This window comes from Lonepinella sp. BR2474 (genome assembly GCF_051851555.1).
Lineage (GTDB): Bacteria > Pseudomonadota > Gammaproteobacteria > Enterobacterales > Pasteurellaceae > Lonepinella.
In genome coordinates this window covers 1-26,075 of record NZ_JBPDVH010000006.1, presented here as the reverse complement: position 1 = coordinate 26,075, position 26,075 = coordinate 1, and the positions used below count along the sequence as shown (strand labels likewise).

General features: G+C 41.0%; 21 protein-coding genes, 2 rRNA genes and 1 pseudogene. 6 read left to right on the top strand and 18 right to left on the bottom strand.

Annotated elements, in window-relative coordinates; genetic code table 11:
• The first annotated feature begins 38 nt into the window (after positions 1-38).
• Both rimO and ACTG7Q_RS07965 read left to right on the top strand, forming a co-directional pair.
• Positions 39-1,373 carry a 30S ribosomal protein S12 methylthiotransferase RimO gene (gene rimO / locus ACTG7Q_RS07970; protein ID WP_439242660.1) on the top strand — a complete coding sequence of 445 codons (1,335 nt, stop codon included), beginning with the start codon at positions 39-41 and terminating at the stop codon, positions 1,371-1,373.
• A 9-nt stretch (positions 1,374-1,382) separates the two neighbouring features.
• Positions 1,383-3,308, top strand: coding sequence for a UDP-glucose:protein N-beta-glucosyltransferase (locus ACTG7Q_RS07965; RefSeq protein ID WP_439242658.1), 1,926 nt, complete (start codon positions 1,383-1,385; stop codon positions 3,306-3,308).
• A gap of 67 nt (positions 3,309-3,375) precedes the next feature.
• Here ACTG7Q_RS07965 and ilvY read toward each other — a convergent pair whose 3' ends face one another.
• Positions 3,376-4,254: an HTH-type transcriptional activator IlvY gene (gene ilvY, locus ACTG7Q_RS07960; protein WP_439242656.1), complete on the bottom strand. Its 879-nt coding sequence runs from the start codon at positions 4,252-4,254 to the stop codon at positions 3,376-3,378.
• A 436-nt stretch (positions 4,255-4,690) separates the two neighbouring features.
• Positions 4,691-4,927: a hypothetical protein gene (locus ACTG7Q_RS07955; RefSeq protein WP_439242654.1), complete on the bottom strand. Its 237-nt coding sequence runs from the start codon at positions 4,925-4,927 to the stop codon at positions 4,691-4,693.
• 63 nt (positions 4,928-4,990) lie between these two features.
• On the opposite strand from ACTG7Q_RS07955, the gene ilvC reads away from it, so the two are divergent.
• Positions 4,991-6,472 carry a ketol-acid reductoisomerase gene (ilvC, locus tag ACTG7Q_RS07950; protein WP_439242652.1) on the top strand — a complete coding sequence of 494 codons (1,482 nt, stop codon included), beginning with the start codon at positions 4,991-4,993 and terminating at the stop codon, positions 6,470-6,472.
• Positions 6,473-6,646: 174 nt separating this feature from the next.
• Entirely contained in the window at positions 6,647-9,076 is a 2,430-nt protein-coding gene (locus ACTG7Q_RS07945) for an autotransporter outer membrane beta-barrel domain-containing protein (RefSeq protein WP_439242649.1), read from the top strand.
• 68 nt (positions 9,077-9,144) lie between these two features.
• Here ACTG7Q_RS07945 and ACTG7Q_RS07940 read toward each other — a convergent pair whose 3' ends face one another.
• From ACTG7Q_RS07940 to carA, 4 genes are all read right to left on the bottom strand, one after another.
• Positions 9,145-9,396 (bottom strand): hypothetical protein, encoded by a 252-nt coding sequence (locus tag ACTG7Q_RS07940; protein ID WP_439242647.1) that lies wholly within the window; start codon positions 9,394-9,396, stop codon positions 9,145-9,147.
• 129 nt (positions 9,397-9,525) lie between these two features.
• Positions 9,526-12,732 (bottom strand): carbamoyl-phosphate synthase large subunit, encoded by a 3,207-nt coding sequence (carB, locus tag ACTG7Q_RS07935; protein ID WP_439242645.1) that lies wholly within the window; start codon positions 12,730-12,732, stop codon positions 9,526-9,528.
• An 18-nt stretch (positions 12,733-12,750) separates the two neighbouring features.
• Complete coding sequence (locus ACTG7Q_RS07930) at positions 12,751-13,308, bottom strand: RipA family octameric membrane protein (protein ID WP_439242643.1); 558 nt, start codon at positions 13,306-13,308, stop codon at positions 12,751-12,753.
• Between the two features lie 48 nt (positions 13,309-13,356).
• Positions 13,357-14,484 carry a glutamine-hydrolyzing carbamoyl-phosphate synthase small subunit gene (gene carA / locus ACTG7Q_RS07925; protein ID WP_439242641.1) on the bottom strand — a complete coding sequence of 376 codons (1,128 nt, stop codon included), beginning with the start codon at positions 14,482-14,484 and terminating at the stop codon, positions 13,357-13,359.
• Positions 14,485-14,750: 266 nt separating this feature from the next.
• On the opposite strand from carA, the gene ACTG7Q_RS07920 reads away from it, so the two are divergent.
• Together ACTG7Q_RS07920 and ACTG7Q_RS07915 are read left to right on the top strand one after the other, a co-directional pair.
• Positions 14,751-15,500, top strand: coding sequence for an MlaA family lipoprotein (locus tag ACTG7Q_RS07920; RefSeq protein WP_439242639.1), 750 nt, complete (start codon positions 14,751-14,753; stop codon positions 15,498-15,500).
• A 29-nt stretch (positions 15,501-15,529) separates the two neighbouring features.
• Positions 15,530-16,024 (top strand): YfbU family protein, encoded by a 495-nt coding sequence (locus ACTG7Q_RS07915; protein WP_439242637.1) that lies wholly within the window; start codon positions 15,530-15,532, stop codon positions 16,022-16,024.
• A gap of 97 nt (positions 16,025-16,121) precedes the next feature.
• On the opposite strand, the pseudogene ACTG7Q_RS07910 reads toward ACTG7Q_RS07915, so the two are convergent.
• From ACTG7Q_RS07910 to ACTG7Q_RS07855, 12 genes and pseudogenes are all read right to left on the bottom strand, one after another.
• Positions 16,122-17,657, bottom strand: a pseudogene (locus tag ACTG7Q_RS07910) (YifB family Mg chelatase-like AAA ATPase).
• A 97-nt stretch (positions 17,658-17,754) separates the two neighbouring features.
• Complete coding sequence (gene yihA / locus ACTG7Q_RS07905) at positions 17,755-18,381, bottom strand: ribosome biogenesis GTP-binding protein YihA/YsxC (protein WP_439242635.1); 627 nt, start codon at positions 18,379-18,381, stop codon at positions 17,755-17,757.
• 61 nt (positions 18,382-18,442) lie between these two features.
• Positions 18,443-19,897: a decarboxylating NADP(+)-dependent phosphogluconate dehydrogenase gene (gene gnd / locus ACTG7Q_RS07900; RefSeq protein WP_439242633.1), complete on the bottom strand. Its 1,455-nt coding sequence runs from the start codon at positions 19,895-19,897 to the stop codon at positions 18,443-18,445.
• A 55-nt stretch (positions 19,898-19,952) separates the two neighbouring features.
• Complete coding sequence (locus tag ACTG7Q_RS07895) at positions 19,953-20,381, bottom strand: toxin-antitoxin system YwqK family antitoxin (protein ID WP_439242631.1); 429 nt, start codon at positions 20,379-20,381, stop codon at positions 19,953-19,955.
• Positions 20,382-20,418: 37 nt separating this feature from the next.
• Positions 20,419-21,117: a 6-phosphogluconolactonase gene (pgl, locus tag ACTG7Q_RS07890; RefSeq protein WP_439242629.1), complete on the bottom strand. Its 699-nt coding sequence runs from the start codon at positions 21,115-21,117 to the stop codon at positions 20,419-20,421.
• A gap of 9 nt (positions 21,118-21,126) precedes the next feature.
• Entirely contained in the window at positions 21,127-22,614 is a 1,488-nt protein-coding gene (zwf, locus tag ACTG7Q_RS07885) for a glucose-6-phosphate dehydrogenase (RefSeq protein WP_439242627.1), read from the bottom strand.
• 70 nt (positions 22,615-22,684) lie between these two features.
• Complete coding sequence (cysQ, locus tag ACTG7Q_RS07880) at positions 22,685-23,500, bottom strand: 3'(2'),5'-bisphosphate nucleotidase CysQ (protein WP_439242625.1); 816 nt, start codon at positions 23,498-23,500, stop codon at positions 22,685-22,687.
• A 182-nt stretch (positions 23,501-23,682) separates the two neighbouring features.
• Positions 23,683-24,117: a hypothetical protein gene (locus ACTG7Q_RS07875; RefSeq protein WP_439242623.1), complete on the bottom strand. Its 435-nt coding sequence runs from the start codon at positions 24,115-24,117 to the stop codon at positions 23,683-23,685.
• Positions 24,118-24,245: 128 nt separating this feature from the next.
• The gene (locus ACTG7Q_RS07870; RefSeq protein WP_439242621.1) at positions 24,246-24,623 is read right to left on the bottom strand and encodes a hypothetical protein; all 378 of its coding nucleotides are present in this window, start codon (positions 24,621-24,623) and stop codon (positions 24,246-24,248) included.
• 9 nt (positions 24,624-24,632) lie between these two features.
• Positions 24,633-25,418 (bottom strand): M15 family metallopeptidase, encoded by a 786-nt coding sequence (locus ACTG7Q_RS07865; RefSeq protein WP_439242619.1) that lies wholly within the window; start codon positions 25,416-25,418, stop codon positions 24,633-24,635.
• 229 nt (positions 25,419-25,647) lie between these two features.
• Positions 25,648-25,763: ribosomal RNA gene (gene rrf, locus ACTG7Q_RS07860) — 5S ribosomal RNA — on the bottom strand.
• A 180-nt stretch (positions 25,764-25,943) separates the two neighbouring features.
• Positions 25,944-26,075, bottom strand: a 23S ribosomal RNA gene (locus ACTG7Q_RS07855); the annotation flags it as partial.

Below are 26,075 nucleotides of genomic sequence, written 5' to 3'. Positions count from 1 at the left end.
AATACGCCCAATTTTTTTACATTATTTTAAGATTATTTATGTCATCAAAAACGCCAAACATTGGCTTTGTTAGCCTTGGTTGTCCGAAAAATTTAGTCGATTCCGAACGCATTCTCACCGAGTTACGTACTGACGGTTACAATATTATCCCTACTTATGAAAATGCCGATCTGGTGATCGTCAATACTTGCGGTTTTATTGATAGTGCCGTACAAGAATCCTTAGAGGCCATTGGCGAGGCGCTTGAGGCCAACGGCCGTGTATTAGTCACCGGTTGCTTGGGGGCAAAAGAAGATAAAATCCGTGAAGTTCACCCCAAAGTGTTGGAAATTACAGGGCCACATAGCTATGAGGCGGTGATGGAAAATGTGCATAAATATGTGCCGAAACCGGAATATAATCCTTATGTGAGTCTCGTGCCAAGCCAAGGCGTAAAACTCACGCCGAAACATTACGCCTATTTGAAAATTTCAGAGGGCTGCGATCATAAATGCACGTTTTGTATTATTCCGTCCATGCGTGGAGACTTAGACAGCCGTCCTATTACCCAAATTTTAGATGAGGCCAAACGCTTAGTGGATTCGGGGGTAAAAGAATTGTTGGTGGTATCACAAGATACTTCAGCTTATTCGCTCGATCAACGCAAAGAGAACCAAAATAAAACCGTATTTTGGAATGGCATGCCGATTAAAAATAATCTCATTACCCTTTGCCAGATGTTAGCCAGTTTAAAAGTTTGGGTACGTTTGCACTATGTTTATCCTTATCCACACGTGGATGAATTAATCCCTTTAATGGCGGCGGGGCAAATTTTGCCGTATTTGGATATTCCGTTGCAACACGCCAGTCCAAAAATTTTGAAATTGATGAAACGCCCAGGTTCGGTAGAGCGGATTTTAGAACGGATTAAAAAATGGCGAGAAATTTGCCCAGAATTAACCTTGCGCTCCACCTTTATTGTAGGGTTCCCAGGTGAAACAGAAGAAGATTTTGAATTATTACTCGACTTTTTAAAAGAGGCACAACTTGATCGTGTCGGTTGCTTTAAATTTAGTCCCGTCGAGGGCGCTACCGCAACAGCAATGCCAGATCAAGTGCCAGAGGACATTAAAGAACAACGTTTCCAACGTTTTATGGAAGTCCAACAGCAAATTTCCGCCCAACGATTACAGCAAAAAATTGGCAAAACCTTACCTGTAATTGTGGATGACATTGATGAAGACGGGATTATCGGCCGTTCCATGGCAGATGCACCTGAAATTGATGGCGTGGTTTATGTGGATAATATAAGCCAAAGTGCGGTGAAAATCGGTGACATTCTTTCCGTCACGATAACTAACGCAGATGAATATGATTTATGGGGAACCTGTTAAGGAGATCTTATGACAGACAAACAAACAGAAATTAGACCAAATGTTGAGCAATTTGAACAAGCGGTTGAAACAAAAAATTATGAACTCGCTTGTAATACCTTACTGGCTATTTTAACCAAATTAGACAGTAACTTCGGTAGCATCCAAGGCATTGAGTTCAACATGCCAAAACAATTATCAAACACTGAACTCGAACAAGAGCGCATTGTGTACTTTTGTACACGCATGGCCAATGCAATCACGCCATTATTTAGCGATAAAGCCTTGGTGATATCCGAGTCGGGGGCGCAAAGATTTTTTGGTTATCAACGTTGGATGGCGCTAATATTTGCCTCCTCTCCTTATATTAATGCGGATCATATTTTACAAAGTTATAACTTAAATCCAGATAAATCCGACACCAATATTCAATTAGAATCCAATAAAGCGGTGTGGGTCAAATTCTGTATCATGTATTTCCCAGAATCTAACTTAACCATTAATTTAGATGCTTTATGGCAGTTAGACCGTAATCTTTGTGCATCACTATGCTTTGCCTTACAATCACCTCGTTTTATTGGTACCGTACAAGCATTCAGCAAACGTGGCACGATTTTACAATGGTTCCCTGAACGTTTATCACAAATGCCTAACTTGAATAATCTGCCAAGCAGTATTTCACATGATGTCTATATGCATTGTAGTTACGATGTGGCGGCGAATAAGCATTGGGTAAAAAACGCCCTCAATAAAGTGATCCGTAACCACTTAGTCACAGGCGGTTGGCAAGACCGTGATGTCAGCAATATTGGCTACCGCGATGGGAAACCTGTAATGGTGGTGTTGCTTGAACATTTCCATTCTGCGCACTCTATTTATCGTACTCACTCCACTTCAATGCGTGCGGCCCGTGAATTATTCTACGTCATTGGTATGGGGAATGATGCCGTAGATCAACTGGGGCGTGAGGTTTTTGATGAATTCCATCTCACCGCTGGCAACAATATTTTTGAGAAACTCACCTCTTTAAAACAAATTTGTGAAGAAAACGGTGCCGCCGTGTTATATATGCCAAGTATTGGTATGGATTTACTGCCGATTTTCACCAGTAACACTCGTATGGCGCCGATTCAAGCCATTGCGTTAGGTCACCCAGCCACCACTCACTCGCCATTTATTGAATATGTGGTCGTTGAAGATGACTACGTAGGCTCAGAAGAATGCTTTAGTGAAAAATTATTACGTTTACCAAAAGATGCACTACCTTATGTGCCATCTGCCTTAGCACCGGCAAAAGTGGAATATCGCTTGCGTGAAAATCCTGAAGTGGTCAATATCGGTATCGCCTCCACCACCATGAAGTTGAACCCGTATTTCCTTGAGGCATTAAAAGCCATCCGTGATCGTGCCAAAGTGAAAGTGCATTTCCACTTTGCCTTGGGACAATCAAATGGCATTACACACCCTTATGTAGAACGCTTTATTAAAAGTTACTTAGGTGAGTCAGCTACAGCACATTCACATTCACCATACCATAAATATCTCAGCATTCTACATCACTGCGATATGATGGTGAACCCATTCCCATTTGGCAACACCAATGGCATTATTGATATGGTCACCTTAGGTTTAGTGGGTATTTGTAAAACAGGGCCTGAAGTACATGAACATATTGATGAGGGCTTATTCAAACGTTTAGGCTTGCCTGAATGGTTAATTGCCAATACAGTGGATGAATATGTGGAACGTGCGATTCGTTTAGCGGAAAATCATCAAGAACGTTTAGAATTACGTCGTCATATCATTGAAAATAACGGCTTACAAAAATTATTCACAGGTGATCCTAGCCCAATGGGTAAAGAATTTATGGCACGCTTAAAAGAATGGGGCAAAGCCAATAAAGTCAAACTCACCTTACCAAGAGCTAAAAAAACGACTAAGAAAAAAGAGGCTTAATCTAGGTTAAATCGCTTATCTCGTCAAAGTGCGGTAAGAAATTGTTTAATTTCTTACCGCACTTTTTTTACCCTAACATCAACCAAAATGCCTTAACGAGTGGCGAGGCTAACGCCCGTTTTTGCACACAGATACCTAATTCAAAAGGTGCAACAGGCATATCCAAATTTAACGAGGAGACTTGGGTGCTAATAGGGCTATTTTTAATCACCACATCTGGCAATAACGCCACCCCACAACCTAACGCGACCATCGACATAATCCCCTCATGCCCACTCACCGTCGCATAAATTTTCGGGTGTTTGATTTTCTTATGGCGTAACCATTCATCAATCCGTTGACGAGCTGGCCCCTCGACGGGAAGAATAAACGGAATCTGTTGCCAATCAATGGGATCGTGCTGCAATAATTGGGTCGCCACACAAGCCACACGAGGCGCAATTAACGACAATGAAATATCGTCAATAGGTTGAAATTCAAGAGAATGTGGCAAATTCAATGGTCGCCCTGCTAAGGCCAAGTCGGCTTGTTTCCCCTCCACCATTTGCACCGCTAAAGCAGGATCGCCCGTGGTTAATTGAATTTCCACTTTAGGATAACGAGCCCGAAATTTTTCTAAGATTTGTGGAAGATGCGAATAAGCCGCCGTCACCGAGCAAAAGAGTTTTAACTCGCCAGATAATTCTTGAGAAGTCGAGCGTAACTGTTGCTTAAACACGTCCCAATTATGCCAATTTTGTTGTGCAAACGTGAGAAATTTGGCGCCTGTTTCGGTGAGGATCACTTGGCGGTTATCACGGAGAAACAAAGGCTGCCCCAGTTCTTCCTCCATGCGTTGAATTTGGCGTGAAAGCGTGGAGGGAGACATGTGGTTTTGGGCAGCGGTTTTGCTGAAATTTTGGGTTTGGGTGAGGTGGAGGAAGATTTTTAGATCAGTGAAGTTCATGGTTTTTTCTCTTAAATTACAATTTTATTACAATCGGATTTCGCCACGTCTTTTACTTTTCTTTGCTTGTGCAAAGAAAAGTAACAAAAGAAACACACCCCGACTTCACCGCTTATCTTTGCTTGGTTGAAATTTTCTTAACGGTAAAATCGCAACTCGCTACGCTCAAACAAGGCGATTTTACCTAAAAATTTCAAGTCGCAAAGGCGGTTCAGACGGGGCCCCAATTTTTTGATCGAGCATAGATAACAGTGCGATGGAAAAAATAGATATTTTTAAGCCACAGAGTAGCATTACCATGCTTAACCTAGTACGCCAGTACTAGGTATTCTCAATTTTTCCACCGCACTTTATTTCATCACCAATGGGCCCCATGTTTGCCGCCTGAAAATACGTTAATTTGTAGGAAAATGGCGTCTGTCTGAGCGCAGCGAGTTCAGCCATTTTCCGTTAAGCAAATTAACGTATTTTCAGGAAACAAGGCAAAGTTGGGGCGTGCTTTCTTTTTGCTTACTTTTTCTTTGCACGAGCAAAGAAAAAGTATAGTCGCCAACGGCGAAATCCGTTCTTGCCACAAGCAAAAGAAAGTATGGTCGCCCATCGGGTGAAACCCGATTTTAATAATTGCAAAATCCGCAATATCAAATCCCAATAATATCAATTTACGCAACACAATAAAACCCCTATAATCCCCTCATTCAACAAAAACAGCTAACAATCCAAAAGGAAAATAAAAATGTCTAACTATTTCAACACCCTAAATCTACGCCAAAAACTCGATCAACTCGGTCGTTGCCGCTTTATGGAACGTGACGAATTCACCGATGGCTGCAACTTCTTAAAAGGCAAAAAAGTCGTCATTATCGGTTGTGGCGCGCAAGGCTTAAACCAAGGTTTAAATATGCGTGATTCTGGCTTAGATGTCAGCTATGCGTTACGCCCAGAAACGATTGCAGAAAAACGTGCCTCATTCCAACGTGCTAGCGAAAATGGTTTTAAAGTGGGTACTTACCAAGAACTCATTCCAACGGCGGATTTAGTCATCAACTTAACCCCAGACAAACAACACTCAAAAGTGGTAGCGGATGTCATGCCATTAATCAAAAATGGGGCGGCATTTGGTTATTCGCATGGTTTCAATATCGTTGAAGTGGGCGAACAAATTCGTAAAGACATCACCGTCGTCATGGTTGCACCAAAATGCCCTGGTACGGAAGTTCGTGAAGAATATAAACGTGGTTTTGGTGTGCCAACCTTAATTGCTGTTCACCCTGAAAATGATCCGAAAGGTGAAGGCATGGCGATCGCTAAAGCATGGGCAAGTGCCACAGGGGGCGACCGTGCAGGTGTATTAGAATCTTCATTCGTGGCAGAAGTAAAATCTGACTTAATGGGCGAACAAACCATTCTTTGCGGTATGTTACAAGCAGGTTCTATTGTATGTTACGACAAATTAGTAGCAGACGGCAAAGACCCCGCTTATGCCGGTAAATTAATTCAATACGGCTGGGAAACCATCACCGAGGCCTTAAAGCAAGGCGGTATTACGCTGATGTTAGATCGCTTATCGAACAGTGCCAAATTGCGTGCCTTTGAATTATCTGAACAAATCAAAGAGGAATTAGCGTTCTTATTTGAAAAACACATGGACGATATTATCAGTGGCGAATTTTCCTCCACCATGATGGCAGACTGGGCGAACGATGATGTGAACCTATTAACATGGCGTGAGGCCACAGGCAAAACCGCCTTTGAAAATTCACCAAAAGGCGACAACATCAAAATTTCTGAACAGGAATACTTTGATCACGGCGTGTTAATGGTAGCGATGGTGAAAGCTGGCGTAGAATTGGCATTTGACACCATGGTGGCAAGTGGTATTTATGAAGAATCCGCTTACTACGAATCTTTACACGAATTACCATTAATTGCCAACACAATTGCTCGTAAACGTTTATATGAAATGAACGTGGTGATTTCTGATACCGCAGAATATGGTAACTATCTATTCTCCCACGTGGCAACACCAATTTTGGCAGAAAAAGTGATTCCAACCTTACAAAAAGGTGACTTAGGTGAACCAGCACCAACGGTTGAAATTGATAACGTGTTATTACGTGATGTGAATGATGCGATTCGCAATCACCCGATTGAATTAATCGGTCAAGAATTACGTGGTTATATGACAGATATGAAACGTATTTCGTCACAAAGCTAAGCAATTTAGCTGTTTCGTTTCAGCAAAAAGAGAGTGTTTAATCGCACTCTCTTTTTTATTTAATATATAAAACAACTGTTTATTTTCATAAAAAATTAGCGTATATTTCAAAATAGTGGTTCGCCTAGTGAGATCCTAAAATATTTAATTAATTTTATAACCAAAGGAGCTTTTATGTCGTTCTCGTCAAAATATTCACCCATTTATCTTGCTCTGATTGCAAGTGGTGTATTAAGTACCTCTGCTTTAGCAAATGATTGCACAATCCCAACCGAAATTAGTAATGCTCAAGCCAGTCTGGCTAATTGTAATATTCAAACGGATACAATCAATTCTAGCTACACTCACTACTATAATGCGTTATATTATCTCTCAAATAGCACCGTAACCGTTGATCAATTTTCGTTGCAACAAACTATCTCAGAAAGCCAAAGTAGTGCCAATATTTATCTTATTTCCCCTTCTCAAACTCAGCTCACCATCAATAATAGCCAACTGGAGATTAAAGGATATGGGCAAGAAGACCTTTCTGTTGCCATATTAAATAGCGAAGATAATAGCAATATAACTATCAATAACAGTACCTTAAAGGTTGACAATGCTTATGGTGATGTCATTAGATTAAATAAATCCACACTTAACGCAAACAATACTCGTCTGACTAGCTCAGGCGATGTCTCCAGTATAATAAGTTTAGAATATGGTAGCCAAGCGACATTAAATAACAGCACGCTATCAACGGATCATCTTTATAGCAGTGCTTTTAGTTATTTTGATAAAAATAATCGTCTCACCATCAATAATTCCTCCATCAATGCCGAAAATGAACTCATTGCGTCTTGGTGGGGTTCATCAAGTAGTGTCAGTTATGCTGATTTGAATTTAACCGTGAATAATAGTGATATTACCAGTAAAATTATTGTATTAGGTGCCTTTGTTGACGATCCTGAAGAGGACGATACAAATAATACCGATGATACGTTTAATCTTGTCGCAACAAATTCAAATTTAACTGGGCTAATTAGTACCTCAAGCATTGATAAATATAAAACAACCTACAATGTTACGTTAACAGATTCAACACTCACACTTCCGACCTATTTTCACTCAGAAGACCAACTACGAATCACGAACTCAATTACCAACCTAAAACTATCCAACAGTGCGGTGATTTTACCAAAAGAAAATGAGTTCCAAACGCTAACCATTACCGATGAATTATCGGGTTCTGGCACGTTCCACTTAAACACAGACTTAGCCAATCAACAATCCGATCAGCTTATTTTACAGGGTAAATCTAGCGGTGATTTTAATCTCGCTGTGAGTGATAGTGGTAATGAACCTAACTCAGCCAATGGCAAAGTGACCCTTGTTCAAGCCACCGATGCAAGTACTGCCAATTTTAAACTGACCAATAATTATGTTGATGCCGGTGCCTATCGTTATTTCTTAACCCAAGACGGCAATAACTGGGTGTTAAGTAATACTTCTACAGCGAATACTACAACGCCAAATACCACAACAGAAAACACAACATCAAATACGAGTACAGACACTGCTCAATCAAACAGTACAACAAACAACTTAACTGACACGACAAACACAACACAAACGACAAATACCACCGTCCCTAACACAGATGTTGGCACAACCAATATCACGGCAAATACAACAACCCAACCAATCACACCAACACCGCCAACACAAACCATAACACCACCTGCACCTACTAATACCAATACATTAAGTGCAATAAGCAACAATCTGGCTTCTCTACGCCAAGCTCAACTTTTGTTGGTAGAAAGTTCGCTAGTCGGCTTACATGATCGTTTAGGTGAAATAAAACAAGGTGAAAAAAGCAATGTGTGGGTTCGCAATATAAATAGCCGTAATGAACTTGATGCCACGCAAACATCAAGCAACAGCTATTCATCTGGTTTCAAACAAGATCTGCATCTTATCCAATTAGGTGCAGATGTCGCCGTTACAGATAATCTGCGTCTTGGTGGGTTTGTTGGTAACACGCATTCTAATGTAGATTTCAACGGCAATTACGGCTCTGGTGATGTCGATGCAGTATCATTCGGGCTATATGGCACTTATTTGGCAAATAATGGTTTCTACTGGGACAATATTGCGAAATATGAGCGTATTTCTTCTAAATCGGACAAAATAGATAAACAAAAATATAATGCTTACTCCCTTTCTACTGAAATCGGGCGAATTCATCAAATTGGTAGCTGGGCAATTACCCCACAAATCCAAGCCACTTGGACAACTATTTCTGGTCATGATAATGAACAAAGACTATCTGCTATCACAGGACGAGTTGGCGTTCGAGTTGATAAATCCTTTGCAGTTAGCAATTGGTCATTACAACCTTATGCGGAATTACATGGTGTAATATCTAAAAATAACGATTCTCATATCCGAGTCAACCAATATCAATTTGATGTGGAAAGTTCGAAAAATCGTTTAGAGACGGCTGTCGGCTTGAATGCCGCATTCGGTAATCACCGTGTTGGGATAGAGGGCAAAATAACCCACGGTAAATATCTCGACCAACCTTATAATATTCAGGCGGTTTATCGCTATCAATGGTAATTTTAAATCCATAAAGCACCGCTTGTCGTCTACTCGGCAAGCGGTTTTTATTTGATCAATTTAATCCATTAATTTGCACTGGTTGAACTCGGTTTACTTGGGCGAGCAGCGGGTTTCTCAAATCCTTTTTCTTTCATGCAGGCCTCAAACTTAGTACGATCTTGCGTTTGACCCACAGATTCGTGACAAGATTTCATTGCTGCTTCAAGTTGTGGATTTTGTGGGCGTTCGCCACGTGGACCTTGCGGACGTTGGTTTGATTCTGATGTACAAGCCGTTAATAAAACAGCTAAGAATGATACTCCGAGTAATTTTTTCATATAAAAGTTTCCTTGTTTAAAGATTAAAAAGACGGACAAAATGTCCGCCTTGATTAGAATGTAAAGAAAAGAAATAGTTCCCTCTTTTGATTTAACTAGACACATTTTTTGTGTCTAGTTGTTTGGCTCTTACTGCAACCGCTGATGCAAACCTTGTAACGAATACACATCACACCCCGCAAGGCTTTTCACGCCCTCTACCAAAGCCTCTGCCCCTGACAGGGTGGTTTGTAAAAAGACTTTTTGTTGCAACGCACTTTGGCGAATGGAATGACTGTCCGTCACGCTTTCTGGGGTGCTACCCACGGTGTTGATAATCATGGCAATTTCACCGTTTTTAATCGCATCCACAATATGCGGGCGCCCCTCACGGACTTTATTCACAATTTGAGCCGAAATGCCATTGTCCCGTAAGAATTTAGCGGTTCCCATGGTGGCACACAAGCCGTAACCTTGTTCTTGTAGACTGCGAGCCACTGGCAATAGGCGGGCTTTGTCTTTGTTATCCACCGATACAAAGACTTTACCGGTTTTTGGAATCCGTTCATTTGCACCAAGCTCTGCTTTCAAAAAGGCCTCGGAGAACGTTTTACCCACGCCCATCACTTCGCCTGTTGAACGCATTTCAGGCCCTAAAATCGTATCTACACCAGGGAATTTAATAAACGGGAACACGGCCTCTTTGACGGAGTAATAATCAGGGATCACTTCACCGGCAATACCCTGTTCCGCAAGGGAAATACCCGCCATCACTCGAGCAGCAATTTTCGCCAAGGAACGTCCTGTGGCTTTGCTGACAAATGGCACGGTACGGCTGGCACGAGGGTTGACTTCTAACACATAGATCACGTTATCCTGTACCGCAAATTGCACATTCATTAAGCCTACCACATTCAGAGCTTGCGCCATGGCCACGGTTTGGCGGCGGATTTCATCTTGCACTTCTCGGCTTAAGGAGTACGCAGGCAAGGAGCAAGCGGAGTCACCACTGTGAATGCCTGCTTGTTCAATATGTTGCATAATACCACCAATCACCACTTCTTTGCCGTCACAAATACAATCCACATCCACTTCAATGGCATTGTTCAAGAAATGGTCAAGCAAAATCGGGCTGTCATCCGACACTTGCACTGCCTCACGCATATATTTGTTGAGTTCGTCCACGTTATACACAATCTGCATGGCCCGACCACCCAACACATAAGACGGACGCACCACCAACGGATAACCTACTTCATCCGCCAATTTCACCGCTTCAACGGCATTGCGAGCGGTGCGGTTGTTCGGTTGTTTTAAGCCGAGATCGTGCAAGATTTTTTGGAAACGTTCACGGTCCTCGGCGGCATCAATGCTATCGGCGGACGTACCGATAATGTTCACGCCGTTATCGTGTAAAGCGTTCGCCAATTTTAACGGGGTTTGACCACCGTAATGCACGATGACGCCGTACGGATTTTCCACATGGATGATTTCCAACACATCTTCCAATGTCAACGGTTCAAAATATAAACGATCCGATGTATCAAAATCGGTCGAAACCGTTTCAGGGTTACAGTTGACCATAATGGTTTCAAAACCGCTTTCACGCAAGGCAAGGGCGGCATGAACGCAACAGTAGTCAAACTCAATGCCTTGCCCGATACGGTTTGGACCACCACCTAAAATCATAATTTTTTTGCGATCCGTTGGACGGCTTTCGCATTCTTCTTCATAGGTAGAATAGAGATATGCCGTATCCGATTTAAACTCACCCGCACAGGTATCTACTCGTTTGTAAACAGGGTGCAAATCTAATAAATTTCGTTTATTTCGCACCGCACTTTCGCCAGCTTGAGTAAGCTGACCAATCCGTTTATCGGAAAAGCCTTTGCGTTTTAAACGGCGAAGTTCGGCGTAGTCTAAATCATCTAAGGTACGTTTTTCTAAGGCTAATTCTTCTTGCACCAAATCTTGAATTTGAATCAAGAACCAAGGATCAATTTTGGAATAATGATGGACTTCTTCCAAGCTGAAACCTGCTCCGAATGCGTCTGCTACATACAAAATACGGTTCGGACCGGGGTTACCTAATTCGCTACGGATTTTTTCAGGTTCTTCGGAAAGCAAATTGAAACCACAAATTCCTGTTTCCAAGCCACGCAAGGCTTTTTGCAAACTTTCTTGGAACGTGCGACCCATTGCCATCACTTCGCCCACGGATTTCATTTGCGTAGTTAAACGGTCGTCCGCTTGTGGGAATTTTTCAAAGGCAAAACGTGGGACTTTGGTCACCACATAGTCAATGGATGGCTCGAAAGATGCTGGAATTAAACCGCCTGTAATGTCGTTACGCAGTTCGTTGAGTGTATAACCCACTGCCAATTTGGCTGCCACTTTAGCAATCGGGAAGCCTGTTGCTTTACTTGCCAATGCAGAAGAACGGCTCACCCGTGGATTCATTTCAATCACAATCATCTCGCCATTGTCAGGATTAATCGCAAATTGCACGTTTGAACCGCCCGTATCCACGCCGATTTCACGCAACACTGCAAGGCTGGCGTTACGCATAATTTGGTATTCTTTATCGGTCAAGGTTTGTGCTGGGGCAACGGTGATACTGTCGCCCGTATGCACGCCCATTGGGTCAAAGTTTTCAATGGAACAGACGATAATACAGTTGTCCGCTTTGTCACGCACCACTTCCATCTCGTATTCTTTCCAACCGAGTACGGACTGCTCAATCAACAATTCGTGGGTCGGTGAGGCATCAAAACCCCGTTCACAAATGGCTTGAAATTCATCACGGTTATAAGCAATCCCACCGCCTGAACCACCCATGGTAAAAGACGGGCGAATTAAGGTTGGAAAACCCACTTCTTCCTGTGCTTTCCACGCTTCATCAAAGCTATGACACACAAAAGATTTTGGCGTATGCAAGCCAATTTTCGCCATGGCCTCTTTAAAACGCCCACGATCTTCGGCTTTATCAATAGCGTCCTCTGTCGCCCCGATCAGCTCTACATTGTATTTTTTCAACACGCCATGTTTAGACAAATCTAACGCACAATTTAACGCCGTTTGTCCGCCCATGGTTGGTAAAATCGCATCAGGGCGTTCTTTTTCAATGATTTTTTCCACGGTTTGCCATTGAATCGGTTCAATGTAGGTCACATCCGCCATATTCGGATCGGTCATAATGGTGGCAGGGTTGGAGTTGACCAATACCACTTTATAGCCCTCTTCCCGCAAAGCCTTACAAGCCTGCGCCCCTGAATAGTCAAATTCACAAGCCTGACCAATTACAATCGGACCGGCGCCGATAATTAATATTGTGTTTATGTCGTTACGTTTTGGCATTTTAAATTTCTCATTAAACTAATTTATATTAGTTGCAATACAGGAAAACGTGTTACCCCAATCAATTGGCAACATAATTACCCAAACAACTAGACATACCATTCCCATATATATTGGAATGGTGCTTACAGAAAATTTACGTTCTATTAAAAATTTTACTAGAATGTTCTTACGTGATATATCTAATCGTTCCCGAACTAACTCTTGAGCGTTTCTATCATTATTTGTATTTCCATCAATTGAAAACAAGTAGATAAATTCATCATCATTATGTGGCAATGAACTTTTTAATTTTCTTTCAATATCACTCAGCTTAGCTTCCCAATATTCTTGCCAAAATTTAGCCCCAGCAGCAATTCCTATTTGAAAACAAGAAACAACTAATCCTAATATAATAATTATCATATTATATTTGTTACTTTGAGAATATAATTGAGAAAACGCTGTAAATAGAGCCGCCTGAAACACAAGCATAAAGTTATTTCGATGCAATAACTGCTGTATTTCAAAGTTTCTAGTTTCTATACAACGTTCATATACTCTCTTTAATTCTTTTACCCGATTTTCATTATTCACATTTTACTCCATAAACTTAGTAATCATTTTGGTAAAAATAATGGGGTATTACGCTTTCGCCGCTCTCAAACTCGCAATAAATTTATCAAACAAATACGCCACATCATTCGGCCCCGGACTGGCCTCTGGGTGTCCTTGGAATGAAAATGCCGATTGGTCGGTGAGTTCAATGCCTTGTACCGAGTTATCAAACAACGAACGGTGGGTCACTCGCACATTGGTTGGCAAACTGTGTTCATCTACTTCAAAGCCGTGATTTTGGCTGGTAATCAACACATTGCCACTGTCTAAATCTTGTACCGGATGATTAGCGCCGTGGTGGCCGAATGGCATTTTTTTAGTTTTACCGCCTGCGGCTAGACCTAATAATTGATGTCCTAAGCAAATGCCAAAAATCGGTTTTTTGCATTTTAATAAGGTTTGGATTGCTGAAATGGCATAATCGCAAGGTTCAGGATCGCCTGGTCCGTTGGAAAGAAAAATACCATCAGGGTTTAAAGCCAACACGTCCTCGGCTGAAGTTTTAGCCGGCACAACCGTGATATTGCAACCCCGCTCCGCCAACATTCTTAAAATATTACGTTTCACGCCGAAGTCGTACGCCACAATATTAAATTCAGGATGTTTCGTTTCCACATAGCCTTTACCTAATTGCCATTCGCCTTGTGTCCATTGATAACGTTCGTTAGACGTCACTTCTTGAGCTAAATCTTTGCCCGCCATGGAACCGAAACTTAACGCCAATGCCAAGGCTTTTTTCTCGTCAACTTCACCGGTCATAATACAACCAGCTTGTGCTCCTTTGTCACGTAAAATTCGGGTTAAACGGCGAGTGTCAATATCCGCAATCGCCACCACATTATTGGCTTTTAAATAATCTGAAAGGCTTTGGTTAGCACGGAAATTACTATGCGTTAAGGGTAAATCACGAATAATTAAGCCAGAGGCAAAAACCTGTTGGCTTTCAAGATCTTCAATATTGCAACCAGTGTTGCCAATATGGGGATAAGTGAGCGTAACGATTTGTTGAAAATAGGAAGGATCAGTTAAAATTTCTTGATAGCCGGTCATGGCAGTATTAAAAACGACTTCGCCGATAGTGTGGCCCTCAGCACCAATAGAGGTGCCGTGAAAAACACTGCCGTCGGCAAGCACGAGAATGGCTTGTGCGGACATAATTGCTCCTGAATGTGTGGTTGAACACTTACAAATATTCATTAACCAAAGATTGTTGATGACAATCTCTTGAGGTGAATTGGTTAAATTCAAGCTATTCTATCAAGCCCCGATCCGCTTGTAAAGTTGCAAAGAAATATATTTATGCAATAAAACTGAATTAATATTCATCTCATGCAGTTTTTAATCTAAACTGCGGTAAATTTTTTTGTAGATTTTGCCTAACTCATTTACAATAAGCAAAATTCTATTTGGAAATCAACTTAATGAAAAAAACAACGCTCTTTTCCACCGCACTTTGTAGCCTTGTGTTACTAAGTGGCTGTACTAACACGCTCGATCCTGTCACGGGAGAACGTCAAGATCCTTTACAAGGATTTAACCGCACGATGTGGGATTTCAACTACAAAGTTCTCGACCCTTATTTATTGAAACCGGCTGCCAAAGGTTGGAATGCCTTGCCAAGCCCCGTCACCACAGGGATTTCAAATGTGGCCAATAACCTTGATGAACCTGTGAGCTTTGTGAACCGCTTATTCGAGGGCGAGGTCAAAAAAGCCATGGTGCATTTTAACCGCTTTGTGATTAACTCCACCTTTGGCTTAGGCGGATTAATTGACTGGGCCAGTTATAGCGATCCACTCAAAATTGAACACCAACGCACTTTCGGCGATAGCCTCGGCAGTTATGGCGTAGAGGCGGGTAGCTATGTGGTTCTCCCTGTCTATAATGCCACCACACCTCGAGAATTAACTGGTTCTGTGGTCGATACCGCTTATACCTATCCTTTCTGGCATTGGGTTGGCGGAGCTTGGTCGTTAGTCAAAACCGGCGTGCAAGCCGTGGACACCCGTGCCAAAGCCATGGATAAAGAGGCCTTGTTAGAACAAGCACAAGATCCGTACATTACATTCCGTGAGGCTTATTATCAAAACCTTGAATATCGTGCCACAGACGGTAACGTAAAAGTGAAAGAAAGCGGGCTTTCAAAAGAAGATTTAAACAGTATCGACTAAATAAAATTTAAAGAAACAAGGAATTTATTATGGAAATGACATCAACACAACGCTTAATTTTAAGCAATCAATATAAATTAATGGGTTTACTTGAACCTGAAAATAAAGCGAAATATGCCCGTTTAGAGGCTATCGTAAAAGGTGGCTTTGCGCGTGAATTAAAAGAACTGGATCAAGAATTTAATGACATTTCATTAGAAGAATGCCAAACCGTGCTAGATACGCTCGAAATGTATAAAGCCTTACATGTTTCGTACAACAATTTAACCGATAAATCCACGGTAACGCCTCACCGCTTACAATTTGTGGGCTATTGTGCGGTGCGTGAGAAAAAATATTTAAGCTACTTGCGTTTTATTACCGGTGTTGAGGGTAAATATCAAGAATTTATGCGTTGTGAACACGGCTGTGACTCCCAAACCCCAATGTGGGATAAATACACCAAAATGCTTGATGAATGGCGTAATTGCCCGCATGGTTATCATTTAAGTATTCAAGAAATTCAGAATATTTTAAATGCCTAAATCTCATTAAAAAAAGACCGCACTTTGTTGAACAACATGCTCAGACACAAAAAGTGCGGTTTATTTTTGTCTATTTTCTTTCTCTCTAAACCGTTGATTACTCGTGTAATTTCAACAATAACCGATCCATGGTGCGATAGCCCAACGCCTCGGCTAAATGGGCTTGGGTAATATGTTCTGATTCCGCCAAGTCCGCAATGGTGCGTGACACCTTTAGAATACGGTGATAGGCCCGTACGGATAAGCCTAACTTCGTTAGCGCATTTTCCAAAAACATCGCCTCTTTTTCTGATAACGGGCAATAGCGTTCAATTTCCTTACTGGTTAAATGGGCATTCACTTTGCCTTGTCGAGCGAACTGAATTTCCCTCACTTTTAGCACCTTTGCACGCACTTGTTCGCTCGTTTCCCCACGATCTTCTTGACGTTGTAATGCGCCTTGTGGTAATAATGGCACTTCAATAGAGAGATCAAAACGATCTAAAAATGGGCCAGACAGGCGGTTTAAATAACGAATGATTTGCTGTGGTGAGGTACGGTTATGCAAGCCTTGATAATGGCCAGTAGGGCTGGGGTTCATGGCTGCAACTAATTGAAATCTGGCAGGAAATTGTATCTTTGCATTAGCTCGAGAAATCACAATTTCGCCACTTTCTAAGGGTTGGCGCAAGGCGTCCAATACTTTACGTTCAAATTCGGGCAACTCATCTAAGAAAAGAATGCCATTGGTTGCTAATGATATCTCGCCAGGTTTTGGGATCGAACCTCCACCCACTAAAGCAGGCAAAGAGGCACTATGATGAGGGTGCCGAAAAGGACGCTTTTTCCAGTTCGCAAAATTCAGTTCATTTTGAATCAGGCTGGTGACGGAGGCCGTTTCAATGGCCTCTTGATCGCTCATTTCTGGCAGTAAGTCAGTTAATCGGCTAGCTAACATGGTTTTGCCTGTCCCCGGTGGCCCCAATAACAGCAAATTATGCTGCCCTGCTGCCGCAATGGTTAAAGCGCGTTTAGCATGATGTTGACCAATAATATCGGTTAAATCTTGCTGATTTTGCACCGCACTTTGCTGTGCATTTGCTCGGACTTGCGCCGCCATTTGGCTCGCCGTGGGTAAATTTAATTGATTGCCGAGAAACTGCACCACTTCCAACAAGGAATGGGCATAATAACTGTCATGGCCCGAAATAAGCGAGGCCTCATTGGCATTCTGTGGCGCAATAATCATGGTTCTTTTCGCTTTCTAGGCGGCTAAAATAGCGGGAATAACGCCTTGCACACCACGTAAATTACCGGTTAATGCCAGTTCACCCAAAAATTCAAATTGACGTAATTGCTCCGCATTAATTTGCCCTGAGGCCGCCAAAATGCCCAAGGCAATCGGCAAATCAAAACGTCCGCCCTCTTTGGGCAAATCCGCTGGGGCGAGATTCACCGTAATACGTTTTGGGGGATATTTAAATTGCGCATTAATCAACGCACTTCGCACTCGATCTTGCGCCTCTTTCACGGTTTTTTCTGGCAATCCAACTAACACAAAATTCGGCTTACCATTACTAATATGCACTTCAATGGTCACCAGAGGGGCTTGCACCCCGATAGAGGCACGGCTATAAACAATCGCTAACGACATAACTTTTCCTTTTTTATGGCTAAATTAGAAAAAGCATAAAAAAATACACCGCACTTTGCAAAAACTACGGTGTATTTTTGGAATCAAGATCACAAAATTAACTATTTTCACCCTCAAAAGCGGGACTAAACCAGTCATTTAACTTCATCGACAAGCGATCAATACCAATTTTATTCAGTGCCGAAAACGGTTCAACTTGCACATCGCCCTGAAAAGGTAAAATCGCCTCACGCACCATTTTTACGGTTTTTGATCGGGCACTTTGGCTGAGTTTATCGGCTTTGGTGAGTAATAATAGGACAGGCAGTTCTGAGGCCACTGCCCATTCAATCATTTGCTGATCGAGATCTTTTAATGGATGGCGAATATCCATTAAAATCACCACACCTTGCAAGCATTCTCGTTTCTGCAAGTATTCCGATAAAGACTTCTGCCATTGCAATTTCATCTGTTCTGGCACCGCCGCATAACCATAACCAGGCAAATCTACCAATTTACATTGTGGCTCCACTTCAAACAGATTGATTAACTGCGTCCGCCCAGGGGTTTTTGAGGTGCGAGCCAAGTTTTTTTGATTGGTTAAGGCATTCAGTGCGGTGGATTTTCCTGCATTTGATCGACCAGCAAAGGCAATTTCGATTCCTGTATCTTCTGGCAGTTGCATGATATTCGCTGCACTGGTGAGAAAGTGGGTTTTATGGTAGTTTAATTTTAATTCGGACATTTTTTTCTCTCTTGAAGTGGGGAAAAACCATGTCAGTTCTCCCCCACCAGATATTGCTCAACTACACATCATACGTCGTTGATGCCGTATTGCCACCACGACCTGTCCAGTTGGTGTGGAAATGCTCGCCACGTGGTTTATCGGTACGCTCATAAGTATGTGCACCGAAATAGTCACGTTGGGCTTGTAGCAAGTTGGCTGGTAAGTTGGCGGACGTATAACCATCTAAGAACGTAATTGCACTTGCCATACAAGGCATTGGAATGCCCACTTCGATAGATTTTGCCACCACTTTACGCCAATCACTCAAACAGTTTTCTAAGATGCCTTTGAAATACGGATCAGCACCTAAGAACACTAAATCAGGATTGGTTTCATAGGCATCACGGATATTGCCTAGGAAACGGCTGCGAATAATACAGCCCTCACGCCATAATAACGCCGTTGCACCGTAATTAATATTCCATTCAAAATTCTCTGACGCTTCACGAATCAGCATAAAGCCTTGGGCGTAAGAGATGATTTTTGATGCCAATAAGGCACGGCGAACCGCCTCAATCCACACTTTTTTATCGCCCGTGACTTGCGAGATGGTTTTGTTGAACAATTTAGACGTAGCAACACGTTGATCTTTGAAAGAAGAAACACAACGAGCAAATACCGATTCGGTGATTAAGGTTAATGGAATACCGAAATCAAGGGCATTAATCCCTGTCCATTTGCCCGTACCTTTTTGGCCTGCGGTATCTAAGATTTTTTCTACTAACGGCGAACCGTCAGCGTCTTTATACGCCAAAATATCCGTTGTAATATCCACTAAATAGCTGTCTAATTCGGTATTTTTCCATTCTTGGAAAATAGCGTGCATTTCATCGTAGCTTAAGCCTAAACCGTCTTTTAAGAATTGGTAGGCTTCACAAATTAATTGCATATCACCATATTCAATGCCGTTGTGTACCATTTTTACGAAATGACCTGAGCCATCTTTACCTACCCAGTCACAGCAAGGCTCGCCTTTATCTGTTTTCGCAGAAATGGCTTGGAAAATGGGTTTCACATAAGGCCATGCGTCTTGGCTACCACCAGGCATAATAGACGGCCCATGTCTTGCACCCTCTTCACCGCCTGATACACCAGAACCAATAAAGCGAATGCCTTTTTCTGCCAAGGCTTTCACTCGGCGGTTGGTATCAGGATAGTTTGAGTTACCGCCGTCAATAATAATATCACCTTGCTCTAGGTGCGGTAATAAGGCGTCAATAAATTGATCCACCACATCGCCCGCACGCACCATTAACATCACTTTGCGTGGTTTTTCTAATTTGGCGGCTAGATCTTCTAATGAGTAAGCCCCAATGATATTTGTGCCTTTGGCTGCACCTTGTAAGAACTCGTCAACTTTGCTGGTGGTGCGGTTATACGCCACCACTTTAAAGCCGTTGTCGTTCATATTTAAAATCAAATTTTGTCCCATTACCGCTAAACCGATAACGCCGATGTCGCCTTTAACTGACATTTTTTTCTCCTGTTGAGTTAAATTAATTCTGCTTTAAATTTATTATGCTTGATTACTATTGTATATCTTGGAGTAACTTACCTTGTTCATCATAAGTTTGGTAACGAACCACTACACCATCTTTATATAAAACTTTTGTTCTTAATTTTCCTTCTGCTGTATATCCTTCAGACCAACCTTGAGCCAATCCATCAACCAAAGGAGTATGTGAATGCAACTGCCCATTTGGATAATACACATCAATATATTTATCCGCAAAGTGATCCTTAAAGACCGTTTTATATGTTCTTCCTTGACTAATCTTACCCGTATATTCTCCATCCTTAACGCCTTTAGGTGCAGGGGTTTTTGGATGTACTCTATATTGTTCAGGAATTTGTTCTATACCTATTTCTTTTTTTTGAGAAAATTGTTCAGATGAACTGCTAACACATCCCGTTAAGAGTACTACTATGACAGACATAAGGATAAATCTATTTTTCATTTCCAACTCCTAATTATTGACCATATTTCTAAATAAATTACAGTAATTTCGCAGCTCCACGATCCAAAATCCACTCTGTTACCCCTTTCGTGCTTTGAATTTTCGCTGCAGGATAAGGCAGTTGGTCAGCAGAGTGCGTGGCAATTTTTTTGATAATGTCCGCTTTGGCTTCGCCTGTGACCAAATAACTAATGCGTTTTGCTTGGCTCAATAATTTCGCCGTTTTAGAAATGCGTAGCTGTCCGCTTTCAGGGTGCTTGGCAATCACCGCTAAATTCGGATCATTGAAATCCGTTTGATACGGAAATAATGATGCTGTGTGTCCGTCATTGCCCATGCCTAAAATAATCCAATCAAATTCACCGTTGGGAATGTTGGCTTGAATGTCTTGTTCAAAGCGAGCGAGTTCAACTTGTGGATCATTTTCGCCCCGAATGCGGTGAATATTTTCCGCTGGAATTTGAATATGATCGAATAACAATTTTTGCACTTCGCCGTAATTACTTTCAGGATCCGTTGGGGCAACCATACGTTCATCCCCCCACCAAAAATGCAAATTTTTCCACCGCACTTTGCTGTTAAACGGTGCTTGAGCAAGGGTTTTAAACAACAATTTTGGCGTACTCCCCCCCGATAGAGAAATATGTACGGGTTTATCCTGTTGACTTAATTGCAAAAACTGCTCGGCAATGTTTTCAACGGCTTGTTGTGCAGTATCAAAAATAATGGTATTCATTTAATTCCCTTACACTTTTTTCTTCATTTGACCACTTGGTTTACGCCATACTCGACCCGATTTTGCGATTAACTTATCCGCCTCTTTTGGTCCCCAAGTGCCAGCTTCATATTCATACACACGACCCCGATTTTCTTTGTAATTTAAAATCGGTTGCACAAATTTCCAACAAGCATGTACGGCATCCGTACGAGCAAATAATGTTGCATCACCTTTCATGGCGTCTAATAATAAGCGTTCATAAGCGGTTAATAAACTTGATGAGCCGCTTAAATCCGAATAACGGAAATCCATGGAAACTTCTTTTGCATCAAACCCTGCACCTGGTTTTTTCAAGCCGAAACGCATGGAAATTCCCTCATCCGGCTGAATGCGGATGATCAATTTATTTTCAGGTGCATTTTGGCTAAATACCGGATGTGGCGTAGTTTTAAAATGGATCACGACTTCTGTCACTCGAGTCGGTAAACGCTTACCTGTACGCACATAGAATGGCACACCAGCCCAACGCCAGTTGTCAATTTTACAGCGTAATGCCATAAAGGTTTCTGTATTTGAGTCTGCCGGCACGCCTTTTTCTTGTAAGTATCCTTTAATCTCTTCGCCATCAATTTGTGTTTCAGTATATTGGCCTAGCACCAAATTATTCTGAATATCTTCTTCACTTAATGGATGCAAACAATGCAAGACTTTCGCCACTTCATCACGCATAGAATCCGCATTAATAATCGCTGGCGGCTCCATGGCAACCATGGCTAACACTTGCAAGAGATGGTTTTGGAACATGTCACGCATCGCACCAGAACCGTCATAATAACCACCGCGTTCTTCTACACCAATAGATTCCGCCCCAGTAATTTCCACATAATCAATAAAATTACGGTTCCAAAGTGGCTCAAACAAACCATTTGAAAAACGTAATACGAGTAAGTTTTGTACGGTTTCTTTACCTAAATAATGGTCAATACGGTAAATTTGATGTTCTTCAAAAAAACGGTGAATTTGAATATCTAAGGCGTGGGCCGTTTTAATATCATAACCGAATGGTTTTTCTACAATAATCCGTTTCCAACCATACTCTTCCGTGTTTAAGCCATGTGCGGCTAAACATTCTGGAATGACACCATAAAGGCTAGGTGGGGTAGAAAGGTAATAAAGCGTGTTACCACAGGTTTGGTACTTATCGTGTAATTCATCAAGACGTGGCACTAACTTACCATAATCTTGCGAATCAGAGGTGTTTACAGATTGGTAATACAAATGTGAGCAGAAATTATCTAAACTCTCGCCTGCTGCTTTCTCATGTTTAATCAATGCTTTACGCATTTTGTCACGAAAACTTTCATCATTTAAATCTGAACGAGCCACGCCCAGCACAGAAAAGTTTTCCGCTAAACGCCCGATTTTATAGAGGTTATAAAGGGCGGGAATTAATTTACGATGGGTCAAATCACCTGACGCACCAAAAATCACAATACAATTATTTTCTGCATTCATATTATATCCTAGTAAAATAATAAACTATTGCGATACTATGCACCATTAACGCACAATTTTCCAATAGCTATCACAAATTAAAGTGAAAGATTTTTTGCCAATTTTTTTCACCATCCGCCGTCATCACAAAAGGCGGATTCACAAAAGTTTCACGTTGATTATAAGTTAAAGGTGAAAAAAAAGGATCAAAAATATTACCATGTAGCTCATTTAATAAAACCTCAGACGCCGCCGTATCCCACTCACCAGTATCACCTAAGCGGACATAACAATCCGCTATCCCCTCCGCCACTAACGTACTTTTCAGTCCGCTTGAACCATAAACAATAAATTCACAGGGAAAATTCTCCGGCAAAATACACCGCACTTTTTGCTTATGGCTTTCTGAACCCACGGCGATGTTGAGCGGTTTACTTAAATCAATATGGCGAGCAATTAGGCGTTGATGATTATTATCTTCCAGTTTATACGCCCCAAATCCCTGCATAGCGTAATAGGTTTTGTGTAAAATCGGCGCATGAATAACCCCTAAAATGGGACGATTTTGCTGAATTAAGGCAATTAAAATAGAAAACTGCCCCGTTCTATCAATAAATTGTTGCGTGCCATCCAAGGGATCGATTAACCAATAGGTTTCCCAGTTTTGTCGCTCTGTTAAGGGAATATTGCAATTTTCTTCCGAGAGAACAGGGAAATCAGGGGTAAGTGCGGTGAGTTTTTGGGTTAAAAATTGACTAATGGCAACATCCACTTCTGTCACGGGTGTATTGTCTGATTTTGTATGGATTTCAATAGATTCAGATTTTAGATAGAAATTTTCTAAGATTTTACCTGCTTCATTGGCAATATGAAGAACAGATTGAAGAAGTTGATCCGTGAGTTGCATAGAAAATCCTAGGTGAAATCAGCCATGAGTTTAGTGTAGCAAAATTTGTGGGAATTGACGAATGATATTGTGATTTGAGGGGAAATACCTGTGTGAATGATGCACAAGAACAGGTATCTCCACTGGTTCTCTAGGCTCACCAAATTATAATCTTACCAAAGTAAGAGAATTGGTACCTAAATTTATTGACTTAATTCAGAAGCAAAACTCTCTAAATTGGAGATATTCGGTTTATTGTTCTTACAAGAAACAAACGTAATACGCTTTCCTTTTTGAGTAACTTCAACACCAACTTCTGTTGTATTTTGAGTATACAACTCTTGTACACTATATAGTGCGTTCCCATTAGGTATATCAACAACATTTATTGTTGCTCCCTCTGCAGAACTATAATGAGATTCACCTCTGACCTGTTGAATATTTCGTTGCAGCATCATTTCAGGATGATTCAAATCCTTGCCAAAAGCATAGGTCACCGTATTCGTATTTGGTTCAAAACCTAAAAAAATCTGCTTATTATTCTTTGTGTTACAATGAAAAATTGTCTGCACTTGTGCATTTGCACTTCCCATTATTCCTAATAATATAGGTACTAATAATCTTTTTAATTTCATCATTTTTCTCCCTTAGATACCATATTCTTATATCGTCTTCGTTAGAACTTTATCATTATAAGTCATGAACAAAGACATTATACAACTAATTTTAATTTAGATCTTATAAATTAACTTACTTAACATAATGATTATCTAACATATACGTCAATACTATTACTATAAATATCCACGTGAATTAGAGGATTCCCATCAATAATACGATGAATAACTGATGTAGGCATTTTACCACGAGCAAGCCATGATTCTAATTTTGCACGATTGGCAGGAATGTAAAAAACACAATCTCCTTGATCAAATGGATCCCTCACACCAAATTTATGATAATTTGCTCGATCTTGTCGAAGCACACCGGCCGCTGCAGATTTGGTATAAGATGTCGCAATATAATTACCCGAACTATTATATTTATCATTGTCTGACAATTGTGCCTCGTAACTGCATAAATACTCAGCCTTTGCAATATTAGCCAATAACATAACACTAACCAATAGTATAAATTTTTTCATGGAATACTCCTAATAACATTGTGGATTTAATAATTCAGGACGATATTCAAAGTGTACGGAATCATAATGAAACCATTTTCCACCCCAAATAAAGCCATGTTGTTCAAAAATAGAAATAACTTTATTAAACTTTTCATCTTTTAATAATACATTTGGATAAGGACAATTTCCGCCCTCTTTACAGCCAGACCACTGCCAATATTTACCTAATTCATTGGGTAAATCAAAGTCAATCGCTACACCAAAGGCATGTGCACTTAAGCGATTTGTGCCTTTAATGACTCGATAATAAAAAGATCCTGAACTTTTACGAACATAATTCGCTAATGTTGGATCTGAAGCTATTTGATTACCAACACGCTCCAATGCTTGAGCTGCACCATTTTTCTGATTAAATAAAATTGTTTTACCAGAAGGTTTCCAATGTACTTTCACTAAATTCTGTCTAACTTGCTCCTCTGTTTCACCGTACATGGCAGTAAACAAAGGTTGATAACGAATTCGGCCTGGATCTTGATAAGGTTGAGGAGACTGAAATGATGTTGGATAAATCTGTAAGAACTGATCACCTATCTGTGGTGAATTTAATAGCTGTTGAAAATTCGATGCATCTACATTAGTATGGCTAAATTTAACTGTAAATATCTTATTCCCAATCTGAATTTGATTGTCTTTAGCAACAATACTTTGCGGATAAGAAACTTGTAAACACTGTGCAATCTTATCTTCTGAAGTATTCGCAAATACGATACTTGTTGTTAATAATACAGTAGAAAAAATAACAAACCTATTCACAATGAAATCCTTTTTAATTTGTAGGAGATGTTTACTTGTTATGTCAATAACAAGTAAAAGGATTATAATCCTTGAAAAATTGACGGTATTTTAAACAACCAGAATAGCCACAGCGTGGCGTAACTATGCTTAACCCCGTACACCAGTGCAGAGTATGTCTTTGCGGGATAAATAAAAATGACAAAAACCCCAGTCACTCTCGTAACTGGGGTTTGTGTTCTAATAAAAAACCTGATGGTGACCTACTCTCACATTGGGAAACCCAACACTACCATCGGCATTACAGCATTTCACTTCTGAGTTCGGCATGGGTTCAGGTGGGGCTACTGCATTATGACCATCAGGATTATTCCTTTGATGATTGGGCGTATTCAATACGACCCTATATTTCTTTTATTCTATTCTTTAAATTTAAAAACAAGCTGTCTGTTTGATTCTCTTTTTTGTCTGATTTTTTAGTTTATTTAATTTTGATTTAGTTTTACTTACTTTTTCTTACTTCACCCAAAAACACTTGAGCGTTGTATAGTTAAGCCTCTCGGGCAATTAGTATGTGTTAGCTCAACGGCTCACACCGCTTACACACCACACCTATCTACGTCTTCGTCTTAAACAACCCTTACCAACTTTAAGTCGGGGAGAACTCATCTCAAGGCA

Coding starts and splice junctions, on each gene's coding strand:
- yihA (WP_439242635.1), bottom strand. CDS start 18,381: ATGTCCGAATTAAAATTAAACTACCATAAAACCCACTTTCTCACCAGT.
- ilvY (WP_439242656.1), bottom strand. CDS start 4,254: ATGAACTTCACTGATCTAAAAATCTTCCTCCACCTCACCCAAACCCAA.
- carA (WP_439242641.1), bottom strand. CDS start 14,484: ATGTCCGCACAAGCCATTCTCGTGCTTGCCGACGGCAGTGTTTTTCAC.
- ACTG7Q_RS07915 (WP_439242637.1), top strand. CDS start 15,530: ATGGAAATGACATCAACACAACGCTTAATTTTAAGCAATCAATATAAA.
- rimO (WP_439242660.1), top strand. CDS start 39: ATGTCATCAAAAACGCCAAACATTGGCTTTGTTAGCCTTGGTTGTCCG.
- pgl (WP_439242629.1), bottom strand. CDS start 21,117: ATGAATACCATTATTTTTGATACTGCACAACAAGCCGTTGAAAACATT.
- ACTG7Q_RS07895 (WP_439242631.1), bottom strand. CDS start 20,381: ATGAAAAATAGATTTATCCTTATGTCTGTCATAGTAGTACTCTTAACG.
- ACTG7Q_RS07920 (WP_439242639.1), top strand. CDS start 14,751: ATGAAAAAAACAACGCTCTTTTCCACCGCACTTTGTAGCCTTGTGTTA.
- carB (WP_439242645.1), bottom strand. CDS start 12,732: ATGCCAAAACGTAACGACATAAACACAATATTAATTATCGGCGCCGGT.
- ACTG7Q_RS07945 (WP_439242649.1), top strand. CDS start 6,647: ATGTCGTTCTCGTCAAAATATTCACCCATTTATCTTGCTCTGATTGCA.
- ACTG7Q_RS07940 (WP_439242647.1), bottom strand. CDS start 9,396: ATGAAAAAATTACTCGGAGTATCATTCTTAGCTGTTTTATTAACGGCT.
- ACTG7Q_RS07965 (WP_439242658.1), top strand. CDS start 1,383: ATGACAGACAAACAAACAGAAATTAGACCAAATGTTGAGCAATTTGAA.
- zwf (WP_439242627.1), bottom strand. CDS start 22,614: ATGAATGCAGAAAATAATTGTATTGTGATTTTTGGTGCGTCAGGTGAT.
- ACTG7Q_RS07875 (WP_439242623.1), bottom strand. CDS start 24,117: ATGATGAAATTAAAAAGATTATTAGTACCTATATTATTAGGAATAATG.
- ACTG7Q_RS07870 (WP_439242621.1), bottom strand. CDS start 24,623: ATGAAAAAATTTATACTATTGGTTAGTGTTATGTTATTGGCTAATATT.
- gnd (WP_439242633.1), bottom strand. CDS start 19,897: ATGTCAGTTAAAGGCGACATCGGCGTTATCGGTTTAGCGGTAATGGGA.
- cysQ (WP_439242625.1), bottom strand. CDS start 23,500: ATGCAACTCACGGATCAACTTCTTCAATCTGTTCTTCATATTGCCAAT.
- ilvC (WP_439242652.1), top strand. CDS start 4,991: ATGTCTAACTATTTCAACACCCTAAATCTACGCCAAAAACTCGATCAA.